This is a genomic window from Sutcliffiella sp. FSL R7-0096 (assembly GCF_038595065.1).
Classification (GTDB): Bacteria; Bacillota; Bacilli; order Bacillales; family Bacillaceae_I; genus Sutcliffiella_A.
On record NZ_CP152003.1, the window covers coordinates 2147650 to 2158975 of the forward strand.

Here is an 11326-nt window from a genome sequence, read left to right on the forward strand (position 1 = left end):
GCTTTCGGTCTTAGGATTAGGCACTTTTCGAAAACTTTGTTGCTTTTACGTACTTTTAAAACCAACCGTTATATTCCTTATTGTCGTACTCTTTTCCTGCGGTAATAAATTTACTACTGCAATTTTTAGAGTAAGTACGCAGTAAAAGTCCAATTACCGACTTTTTACTAGTTAATAGCAACAATCTTTGAGAAAAGAGCCTAGGATTATATTAGGAGGAAAGCCATGACTACTTCAACTTCAACGAACGATTCCACTTACTGGAATCTGTGGAAAACCAAAAAAGATCCCGACGCTGGAGATTTTCTTGTAAAAAAATATATGCCTCTTGTCCATTACCATGTGCAGCGGATTTCAACTGGCCTTCCCAAAAGTGTGAAAAGGGAAGAATTGAAAAGCTTGGCTTTCATGGGCTTGTTTGATGCTATCGAAAAATTTGACCCTTCGCGGGACCTGAAATTTGATACATATGCTTCTTTTAGGATCAGAGGTTCTATTATAGATGGATTAAGAAAAGAGGATTGGCTGCCAAGGAGTGTAAGGGAGAAGGCAAAACGAATTGAGTCCACTTTGGAGAAGCTTGAACAAAGCCTGATGAGGAATGCGACCTTGGAAGAAGTGGCATTGCATCTCGGTATGCCAGAAGAAGAAGTGGCAACCGTCCTGCATGAGGTATTCTACTCCAACATCCTCTCCATGGACGAAATGCCGAAGGAGAACGATGAAGTGTCCCAAGGCGCATATGTCCTCAAGGACGATAAGACCATCTCTCCTGAGGAGGAACTCATCAAGTCCGAAGCCATACAGCAACTCATCCGTCATATTGAAAGTTTGACAGAGAATGAGCAAATTGTAATCAGCTTGTTTTATAAAGAAGAACTGACACTTACAGAAATTGGACAAGTACTGGGACTTACCACATCCCGTATCTCCCAGATACATTCCAAAGCAATCGTTAAATTAAGGAAGCAACTAGATCCTGTATGGTAAACTGGACATGTAGCCGGCTGTTATTTTAATCATTCAGCCGGCAATTGTAAAAGCTCTTTACTAAAAGATTGTTGCTATTCACCAAGAAAAAGTCGGCAATAGGACTTTTTACAGAATAAGTCGGCAATAGGACTCTTTACTGCTTACATACCCTAAAATATGCAGGCGGCCTTTTTAGTACAACTGGGAAAAGAGCACGACAGTATTACATTTAACGGTGACATCGAAAATACGAAACAATAACAAAGAGTAATTGTAAAAAAGGACTGTGAGAACATGTTAATAATCTTCACCATCGTAAATTTCGCATTAATACTTCTTGCGATTTTTTTTATTATCTTGCTTTACATTAAATTTTCCACCATACAACAGCTTGAACAGGAATATCGACGTCTGCTTCAGGAAGCCGAAGATACTATAAGCAGTTATGTACTGGAAATGAAAGAAGAGAACACTACTTTCCTGAGAAGGCTGAATGAAAATTCCACTGAGACAGAAGACAACAAGATGGAAAGATTTGATGAACGAGAAGACAACCTATCTCCTACGGATGTTAAGGAACTACTTGCACAAGAAAGCCAGGAGATATACGAAGAACCACAACTCGAACAGAAGGCTTTTGAAGATTGGAATATAAAAGATCAGGTGCTGCATCTGCGTAATGAGGGGAAAACATCTGAAGAAATTGCTAGAAAGCTTAACAAGGGGAAGACGGAAATAGAATTACTGCTTAAATTTCGACAATGAAATCTATTTAAAACTTGATTGTAAAAAGTGATTGTGATATATTTATTTTCGGTGTTATAAATTCACACGTTTGCCGATCTAAGCATTGGTGCTGATTCGTCAGTTTTGCTTGGAAATGACGTTGACGGAGGAAAAAAAACCATTAGGAGGAATATAACATGTCAGTAATTTCTATGAAGCAACTATTAGAAGCTGGTGTACACTTCGGTCACCAAACTCGTCGCTGGAACCCAAAAATGAAGAGATACATCTTCACTGAGCGTAACGGCATCTACATCATCGACCTTCAAAAGACTGTTAAAAAGGTTGAAGAAGCTTACAACTTCGTTAAAGAACTTGCAGGTAACGGCGGAACAGTATTATTCGTTGGTACTAAAAAGCAAGCTCAAGATTCTGTGAAGGAAGAAGCAGAACGTTCTGGAATGTACTATGTTAACCAACGTTGGTTAGGTGGAACATTAACTAACTTTGAAACAATCCAAAAGCGTATCTCCCGTCTTAAAGCAATTGAAAAAATGCAAGAAGACGGTACTTTCGAAGTACTTCCTAAGAAAGAAGTTGTAATGTTGAAGAAAGAGCTTGAGCGTCTTGAGAAATTCTTAGGCGGTATCAAGGACATGAAAGGTCTTCCTGATGCATTGTTCATCATCGACCCACGCAAAGAGCGTATCGCTGTTGCGGAAGCAAGAAAATTAAACATCCCTATCGTTGGTATCGTTGACACTAACTGTGATCCAGACGAGATCGATGTTGTAATTCCTGCAAACGACGATGCTATTCGCGCGGTTAAACTATTAACTGGTAAAATGGCAGACGCTATCTTGGAAGCTAAACAAGGCGAAGAGACAGCTACAACTACTGCATAATTTGATTTAAGAAAAAAGGTGATAAGAGGGGAAAGCCTTTTATCACTTTTTTTTGGAAAATATGACATTCGTTATAAAACTATTTACATATCCTAAGGAGGAAATGAACAATGGCTGTTACTGCTCAAATGGTAAAAGAATTACGTGAAAAAACTGGCGCTGGCATGATGGATTGCAAAAAAGCGTTAACGGAAACAAACGGAGACATGGAAAAAGCAATCGATTTCTTGCGTGAGAAAGGTATTGCTAAAGCTGCAAAGAAAACAGATCGTATCGCTGCTGAAGGTCTAACTGCCATCGTAACTAAAGGAAACGAAGCGGTTATCCTTGAAGTGAACTCCGAGACTGACTTTGTTGCGAAAAACGAAGGTTTCAAAACCCTTGTAAATGAATTAGGAGAATTCCTTATCTCCAACAAGCCGGAGTCTGTAGAAGTAGCTCTTGAAGCAAAAATGGACAACGGTGTTGCAGTTTCTGAACACATCAACTCTGCAATCGCTAAAATTGGTGAGAAATTGACTCTTCGTCGCTACACTATCGTAACAAAAACTGACGCAGACGCATTCGGTGCATACTTGCACATGGGCGGACGCATCGGTGTATTAACTCTTCTTGAAGGCACTACTGATGAAGCTGCAGCAAAAGACGTTGCTATGCACATCGCTGCCATCAACCCTAAATACATCTCTCGTGACGAAGTTTCCCAAGAAGAAGCTGACCGCGAGCGCAAAGTATTAACTGAACAAGCTCTAAACGAAGGTAAGCCTGAAAACATCGTAGCTAAAATGGTTGAAGGGCGTCTTGGAAAATACTTCGAAGATATCTGCCTACTAGATCAAACTTTCGTTAAGAACCCTGACATGAAAGTGCGTCAATTCGTAGAAAGCAAAGGCGCTACTGTAAAATCCTTCATCCGTTACGAAGTTGGAGAAGGAATCGAAAAACGTCAAGACAACTTTGCTGAAGAAGTAATGAGCCAAGTTAAAAAATAAGAGGAACAACATATATAAGAGGGGAACACAATATGTGTTCCTCTTTTTAGGAAAAATATTTTATAATGATTCTGTTTAAGTGTAAGTATTAGTCCTAGAGAAAGAACCTAGCTGTTGATTGTCGCCCCGCGGAAAGCGAAGCCATTTGGGGAAATCAACAGCGGAGTTTAACAGATTCGTAAACAAACCCTTTTATTAATGGAGGTTAATATGGCTCAAGCTAAATATCAACGTATCGTACTAAAACTAAGCGGAGAAGCTCTTGCCGGTGAACAAGGCTTCGGCATCAATCCAACCGTCATTAAATCCGTGTCTCAACAAGTAAAAGAACTAACCGAACTTGGTGTAGAAGTAGCGGTTGTTGTAGGTGGAGGTAACATCTGGAGAGGAAAAGTGGGCAGTGAAATGGGCATGGACCGTGCGTCAGCAGACTACATGGGCATGCTTGCAACAGTCATGAATTCCTTGGCACTTCAAGACAGCCTGGAAAACTCTGGTGTTCAGACTCGCGTACAGACTTCCATTGAAATGCGCCAGGTTGCAGAACCTTACATAAGAAGAAAGGCGATTCGCCACTTGGAAAAGAAGCGCGTGGTCATCTTTGCAGCAGGTACAGGGAATCCTTACTTCTCCACAGACACAACTGCAGCATTACGTGCAGCTGAAATCGAAGCGGATGTTATTCTTATGGCAAAGAACAATGTGGATGGAGTGTACAGCGCAGATCCTTCCATTGACGCAACAGCGACAAAGTATGATACTTTATCTTATCTAGATGTTTTACGTGAAGGACTGGCTGTGATGGACTCCACTGCATCTTCCTTATGTATGGACAACGATATACCAATCATCGTTTTCTCCATCATGGAAGAAGGAAATATCAAACGAGTAGTATTAGGTGAAAATATCGGAACGATTGTGAGGGGGAAATAATTATGGCAACTCAAGTTATTGCTCAAACGAAAGACAGAATGGAAAAAGCGGTACAAGCTTATTCCAGAGAATTAGCGACAATCCGTGCAGGGCGTGCTAGTGCTGCATTATTGGACAAAGTAACAGTCGATTATTATGGTGCTCCAACTCCAGTTAATCAATTGGCTTCTATGAATGTACCCGAAGCAAGACTTCTAGTGGTTCAACCTTATGATAAATCTTCATTGGGGGATATCGAAAAAGCAATCATCAAAGCAGACCTAGGATTAAATCCATCCAATGATGGTTCAGTGATCCGTATTTCCATTCCTGCTTTGACTGAAGAAAGACGTAAGGAACTAGTTAAACAGATCAAGAAAATATCCGAAGAAGCTAAAGTGGGAATCCGCAATATTCGTCGTGATGGAAATGATGATCTGAAGAAACTTGAAAAGAACGGTGAGATCACAGAAGACGAATTACGCGGCTATACGGATGACATCCAGAAGCAGACAGATGCGTTTATCGCTAAGGTTGATTCCGTTACAAAAGAAAAAGAAAAAGAAATCATGGAAGTATAAGCGATTTACATGTAAAATAGAAAGATGGAAAGACCCTCTAATGTTTACAGGGGGTTTTTTTGTTAATACTGTTACTATAAATGGACTGAAGCCTTTTTGGTACATCTGTTTATTTTTAATGGAGGATTTTTATGCTGAAGAAAATACAAGAGTGGAGAGGCAAAGAAACCTCTAAATCGCTTAGCTTGAAAGAAGAAATCGAGAAGCACCCCATTCCGGAACATATAGCCGTTATCATGGATGGAAACGGGAGATGGGCAAAAAAGCGTGCACTCCCGAGAGTAGCCGGACATCATGAAGGAATGAAAACCGTAAGGAAAATCACTAAGGCGGCAAATGGCCTAGGTGTAAAAGTTCTGACTATGTATGCTTTCTCTACGGAAAACTGGAAAAGACCCAAGCTTGAAGTGGATTTTCTTATGAAACTGCCAGAAGAGTTCTTAGGGACATTTCTACCAGAACTAATGGAGGAAAATGTGCAAGTCAGGCTTATGGGGAACAAATCCGACCTACCCGAACACACACTGCGTGCGGTTGAAAATGCAATCGAGAAGACAAAGGATAATACTGGACTTATTCTCAACTTTGCATTAAATTATGGGGGGCGTGACGAGATCCTACGTGCCGTCAAAGATGTAGCTGCTGCTATCAAAGATAACGAGCTATCAACCGATCAATTAACAGAAGAGATGTTTTCCGAATATCTTTTCAGCAATTTATTACCAGATCCAGATCTTCTCATACGTACAAGTGGGGAAATACGATTAAGCAATTTCATGCTATGGCAATTGGCATATGCTGAATTTTATTTTACAGACGTACTATGGCCTGATTTTGATGAAAACCACTTATATGAGGCAATTAACAGTTTTCAAATGCGCGGGCGAAGATTTGGTGGTATATAAGAAGGTGTTGGACATACAATGAAACAAAGAATCATTACAGCTGCCATTGCAGCAGCGGTCTTTTTACCAATCGTTATCTATGGGAATTTCCCTTTTGTCATTCTCATCTATATTTTGGCATCTGTCGGTCTATTTGAAGCAATGAGAATGAAGCAGATGTCTATAGCAAGTGTACCAGGTGTACTTTCCTTGCTACTATTATGGTTTCTATTGATCCCTTCGGAAATGGTATCAGGATTGGTTTTAACTAAAATGGAATTTTTGCTTCTTATTTTGCTGTTATTACTTTCCTATACGGTTCTTTCTAAGAATAAATTCACCTTTGATGATGTTGGCTTTTTGCTAATTTCAACATTATATGTAGGGTTAGGATTCTACTATTTCATAGAAATCAGGGAACTTGCTCTTTCTTATGTGTTTTTTGCCTTATTCGTAATTTGGACAACCGACTCAGGGGCATATTTCATTGGTAAGTCAATGGGGAAAACAAAATTGTGGCCTGATATCAGTCCCAATAAGACGGTGGAGGGTTCTCTTGGCGGGGTAATATGTGCGGTTATTGTGGCAATTGCTTTTCAATTAATCGTCGGATTCGAACATTCCATGCTCATTACCATCTTGATTGCATGCCTGCTTTCCGTTTTTGGACAAATTGGCGATTTGGTAGAGTCTGCTTTAAAAAGGCATTACAAAATTAAGGACTCAGGTTCCATTCTACCTGGGCACGGTGGTATCTTGGATCGCTTTGACAGCCTTCTTTTCGTATTACCGCTTTTACATTTTATACATATCTTTCTTTTCTGACACATTTGGTAGAAGAAGGTTCTTGTTTGGAGAGGTGAGTGTTGGTGAGGAAAATCAGTTTATTGGGAGCATCAGGCTCAATAGGGATACAAACAATAGATGTAATAAGACAGCATAACGATCAATTTCAGTTACTGGCCTTCAGTGTAGGCGGCAATATTAAAGTGGCACAAGAATTAATCAAGGAATTTTCTCCTGTTCTCGTCTCCGTCCAAACGAAGGTGGATTGCGAAACGTTAAAACGGCAATTCGCTTCCACACAAACCCGTTTTGTTTATGGAGAAGAAGGGCTGGTCGAAGTGGCGACCCTAAAAGAGGTAGATGTTTTGGTGAATGCCGTGATGGGAAGCGTTGGACTTGTTCCTACATTACATGCCATCGAAAGTAAAAAGGTAATTGCCCTTGCCAACAAGGAGACCCTTGTTACTGCAGGCCATATTGTAATGGCAGCTGCGAGGAAGCATCATGTACCAATCTTACCGGTCGATAGTGAACATTCAGCCATTTATCAATGCCTGCAAGGAGAGCAGGAAAAGAATATCGAAAGTCTCATTTTGACAGCGTCAGGCGGAAGCTTTCGCGACCGGACAAAGGAACAATTGAAGGGGGTAACAAGGGAAGATGCCCTCAATCACCCGAACTGGTCCATGGGAGCAAAAATTACGATCGACTCAGCCACGATGATGAATAAGGGGTTGGAGGTAATAGAAGCCCATTGGCTATTTGATATCCCTTATAATGATATCCAAGTGGTTCTCCATAGGGAAAGTGTCATCCATTCCATGGTGGAATTTCATGATACGAGTATCATTGCACAGTTGGGAACACCGGATATGAGGGTTCCCATCCAATATGCATTGACGTATCCAGACAGGTTGCCACATCCTACTGGGAAACGGCTGAACTTTTTGGAGGTGGGCAAATTGCATTTCGAAAAGATGGACTTTGACCGTTTCCGGTGTCTAGAATATGCCTTTGAGGCAGGTAAAGCAGGCGGTACCATGACTACTGTATTGAATGCAGCAAATGAAGTTGCGGTTGATGCTTTCCTAAACGGAAAAATCGACTTTTTGACCATAGAAACATTTATTGAAAATGCCATGTCAAAACATTCGCTTCAAATGAACCCAGATTTGGAAACCATTAAAGAAGTAGACTTGGAAACACGGCAATATGTTCGTTCACTAATAGATTAGAGGTGGAAATCTAGTGAATACTGTTATCGCTTTTATCATCATTTTTGGGGTGCTCGTGTTTGTTCACGAACTAGGGCATCTTGTATTTGCCAAAAGGGCCGGCATACTTTGCAGGGAATTTGCTATCGGTTTTGGTCCGAAGGTTTTTTCCTTCAAGAAAAATGAAACAGTTTATACGATAAGGCTGCTTCCAATTGGCGGTTTTGTGAGGATGGCTGGTGAAGATCCGGAAACAATTGAAATCAAACCAGGTTATCACATTGGGCTTTTGTTCAATGCCAAAGGGGAAGTCAACAAAGTGGTTGTCAACAACAAAGACAAGCACCCGGATGCAAAAGTCATCGAGGTCGAGCATGCAGACCTTGAAAAGGAACTTGTTATTAGAGGATATGAGTTGAATGAAGAAGAAATTTTGAAAGAATACAAAGTTAGTGAGGAATCCTACTTTGTCATGGATGGCCAGGAAATCCAGAACGCTCCATACAACAGACAATTCGGTTCCAAGACACTTGGTCAACGTACAATGGCTATCTTTGCTGGACCAATGATGAACTTCATTTTAGCCTTCCTCATTTTCACATTCCTGGGTATGGTGCAAGGCTATCCAGTAAATGAATCCGTTATTGGGGAATTAACGCCTGATGGAGCTGCACAGGCAGCTGGACTACAACAAGGGGATAAAGTTGTGGCAATCGATGACACAGGAGTATCAACCTGGGAAGAAGTGGTGAAAATCATTCAGGTCAATCCAGGTGAGGAACTTCAGTTCATGGTGGAAAGAAACGGCCAATCTGTAAACATACCGATTACACCGAAAGCTGAGACCATTGAAGGAGAAACCCGCGGAATCATCGGGGTCTACATGCCAATGGAGAAATCTTTCTGGGGGTCATTCCCTAAGGCTGCTTCAGAAACCTATAACTGGTCGAAAGAGATTGTGATTGGGTTAGGGAAATTGATTACTGGACAGTTCTCATTAGACATGTTATCTGGTCCTGTCGGAATCTATAAATCGACTGAAGTGGTTGCCGAATCCGGTGTGTTCCTATTGATGAGATGGGCTGCCGTCCTTAGCATCAATCTAGGAATCATCAATCTTCTGCCAATCCCGGCATTAGATGGTGGAAGGCTTATGTTCTTCGCTGCAGAAGCAGTCAGAGGAAAACCGGTCGACCGCCATAAGGAAGGGCTTGTGCACTTTATCGGGTTTGCTTTACTTATGCTATTAATGCTAGTTGTAACTTGGAATGACATTCAGAAATTCTTCCTGTAAAATAGAAACATAAGCACATGGACTTGCATCATGAAATGTGGTGCAAGTTTTTTCTATCATTTTAATGCAGTAAAAATAATGTATCTATAGTATTACATTCACCTCCCTGTTGACTTCCGTTCCAGGTGTTCGCTTTCCACGGGGCGGTGGTTGAGCCTCCTCACAACGCTTGGGGGTCTCAACCTACCGCTACCTCCCGTAGGAGTCTCTCACCTTGCTCTTCAGTCCACAGGGGAATATTCCAAAATACATAAAAACTATAAGAAACGGTTATGGGGTGTAGTAAATGAAACAAAGCAATATGCTTATTCCAACACTAAGAGAAGTACCATCAGACGCTGAGGTTAAAAGTCATCAACTACTGCTTAGAGCAGGATATATCCGCCAAAACACGAGCGGTATTTATAGCTTTCTTCCACTTGGGAAAAAGGTGCTAAAGAAAGTGGAAGATATCGTAAGGGAAGAAATGGAGAACGCTGGGGCAGTGGAACTGCTTATGCCGGCGATGCAAGCTGCGGAACTATGGCAGGAATCCGGTAGATGGTATTCTTATGGTCCGGAATTGATGAGGCTGAATGACCGGCACAATCGAGAATTCGCTCTAGGTGCCACGCACGAGGAAGTGATCACAACGCTAGTTAGGGACGAAGTGAAATCCTATAAAAAGCTTCCTTTATCGCTTTATCAAATCCAAACCAAATTCCGTGACGAGAAACGCCCACGTTTTGGACTTTTAAGAGGGCGAGAATTCCTCATGAAAGATGCCTATTCTTTTCACGCAAATGCAGAATCCTTGGATGATACTTACGAAAAGATGTTTACCGCTTATTCCAATATCTTCACAAGACTCGGCCTGAATTTCCGTGCAGTCATCGCTGATTCCGGAGCGATGGGTGGAAAAGATACACATGAGTTCATGGTTCTTTCTGATATCGGAGAAGACACCATTGCCTACTCCAATGAGTCCTCTTTTGCAGCGAATATCGAGATGGCTCCGGTTGTCGCCAACTACGAAAAGAAATCGGACGCTCCTTTGGACAAGGAAAAGGTAAGCACTCCAGGACAAAAAACAATAGAAGAAGTGGCAAGCTTTTTGCAAATGAAGAAATCAGAGCTGATCAAATCCATTGTCTTCAAAGTGGATGAGAAATACGTATTGGTGTTGGCAAGAGGTGACCATGAAATTAATGATGTAAAAGTGAAAAACCTTTACCAGGCATCCGTTGTTGAAACAGCTACAGCTGATGAAGTGCAAAAGGTGATGGGCTGTTCGGTTGGTTCCTTGGGACCTATCGATGTACCGGAATCTGTGGAAATCGTTGCTGATACGGCTGTGGAATATTTGGTCAATGCCGTAACAGGTGCCAACGAAGAAGGAGTCCACTATAAAAACGTGAATCCTTCTAAGGATTTTGAAGTTGCTCAGTATGCAGATCTTCGTTTTATCGAGGAAGGAGACATCTCACCTGATGGACATGGCGTCATCCAGTTTGCGAAAGGGATAGAAGTAGGGCATATTTTCAAGCTTGGTACTCGCTACAGTGAAGCGATGGGAGCGAACTTCCTAGACGAGAATGGCAGAAACCAGCCAATGATCATGGGTTGTTATGGCATTGGGGTTTCCCGTGTCCTCGCAGCCATCGTGGAGCAGTATCACGATGAGAATGGAATCATATGGCCACAAGCAGTTACACCTTTTGAAGTTCATGTGATTCCTGTAAATATGAAAAATGAAGCTCAAGCTTCTTTGGCAGAAGAAATCTATACAGAATTAAGAAATGTAGGGGTTTCTGTTCTGATGGACGATCGCCAAGAACGCCCTGGTGTGAAATTCACCGACTCCGACTTAATCGGGTTGCCTGTTCGAGTAACGGTAGGCAAAAGAGCCGATGAAAAAGTGGTTGAGGTGAAATGGAGAAAAACAGGAGACAAGGAAGAATTAACTGTGGAAGAATTATTACAAAAGCTCCGTTAATCTGTAGTACAATAGAATTGAATAATAAACGAAGGTACCCCCATCTGGCGGTACCTTCCATTATGTCGATAAAGAAAAAAAACCG

The 11326-nt window shown here is 41.5% G+C and carries 11 protein-coding genes; all 11 read left to right on the forward strand.

Translation table 11 applies throughout. The annotated features are described in order from the left end of the window. Window positions 1-225 precede the first annotated feature (225 nt). The 11 genes from MKY77_RS10885 (at window position 226) to MKY77_RS10935 (ending at window position 11241) form a co-directional block, all read left to right on the forward strand. Complete coding sequence (locus MKY77_RS10885) at window positions 226-990, forward strand: FliA/WhiG family RNA polymerase sigma factor (RefSeq protein WP_339145828.1); 765 nt, start codon at window positions 226-228, stop codon at window positions 988-990. Window positions 991-1266: 276 nt separating this feature from the next. Next, entirely contained in the window at window positions 1267-1737 is a 471-nt protein-coding gene (locus MKY77_RS10890; RefSeq protein ID WP_339145829.1) for a hypothetical protein, read from the forward strand. A 158-nt stretch (window positions 1738-1895) separates the two neighbouring features. Further along, window positions 1896-2603 (forward strand): 30S ribosomal protein S2, encoded by a 708-nt coding sequence (rpsB, locus tag MKY77_RS10895; RefSeq protein WP_060665922.1) that lies wholly within the window; start codon window positions 1896-1898, stop codon window positions 2601-2603. Window positions 2604-2713: 110 nt separating this feature from the next. Beyond that, complete coding sequence (gene tsf, locus MKY77_RS10900; protein WP_226681295.1) at window positions 2714-3595, forward strand: translation elongation factor Ts; 882 nt, start codon at window positions 2714-2716, stop codon at window positions 3593-3595. A gap of 210 nt (window positions 3596-3805) precedes the next feature. Next, entirely contained in the window at window positions 3806-4528 is a 723-nt protein-coding gene (pyrH, locus tag MKY77_RS10905) for a UMP kinase (protein ID WP_339145830.1), read from the forward strand. A 2-nt stretch (window positions 4529-4530) separates the two neighbouring features. After that, entirely contained in the window at window positions 4531-5088 is a 558-nt protein-coding gene (gene frr, locus MKY77_RS10910; protein ID WP_339145831.1) for a ribosome recycling factor, read from the forward strand. A gap of 131 nt (window positions 5089-5219) precedes the next feature. Further along, the gene (locus tag MKY77_RS10915; protein ID WP_339145833.1) at window positions 5220-5993 is read left to right on the forward strand and encodes an isoprenyl transferase; all 774 of its coding nucleotides are present in this window, start codon (window positions 5220-5222) and stop codon (window positions 5991-5993) included. Between the two features lie 18 nt (window positions 5994-6011). Further along, window positions 6012-6797: a phosphatidate cytidylyltransferase gene (locus MKY77_RS10920; protein ID WP_339145834.1), complete on the forward strand. Its 786-nt coding sequence runs from the start codon at window positions 6012-6014 to the stop codon at window positions 6795-6797. A 44-nt stretch (window positions 6798-6841) separates the two neighbouring features. Beyond that, window positions 6842-7993, forward strand: coding sequence for a 1-deoxy-D-xylulose-5-phosphate reductoisomerase (gene dxr, locus MKY77_RS10925; RefSeq protein ID WP_339145836.1), 1152 nt, complete (start codon window positions 6842-6844; stop codon window positions 7991-7993). Window positions 7994-8006: 13 nt separating this feature from the next. After that, window positions 8007-9266, forward strand: coding sequence for an RIP metalloprotease RseP (rseP, locus tag MKY77_RS10930; protein ID WP_339145837.1), 1260 nt, complete (start codon window positions 8007-8009; stop codon window positions 9264-9266). A gap of 286 nt (window positions 9267-9552) precedes the next feature. Beyond that, a complete protein-coding gene (locus tag MKY77_RS10935) occupies window positions 9553-11241 on the forward strand; it encodes a proline--tRNA ligase (protein WP_339145838.1) in 1689 nt (562 codons plus the stop codon). Window positions 11242-11326 lie beyond the last annotated feature (85 nt).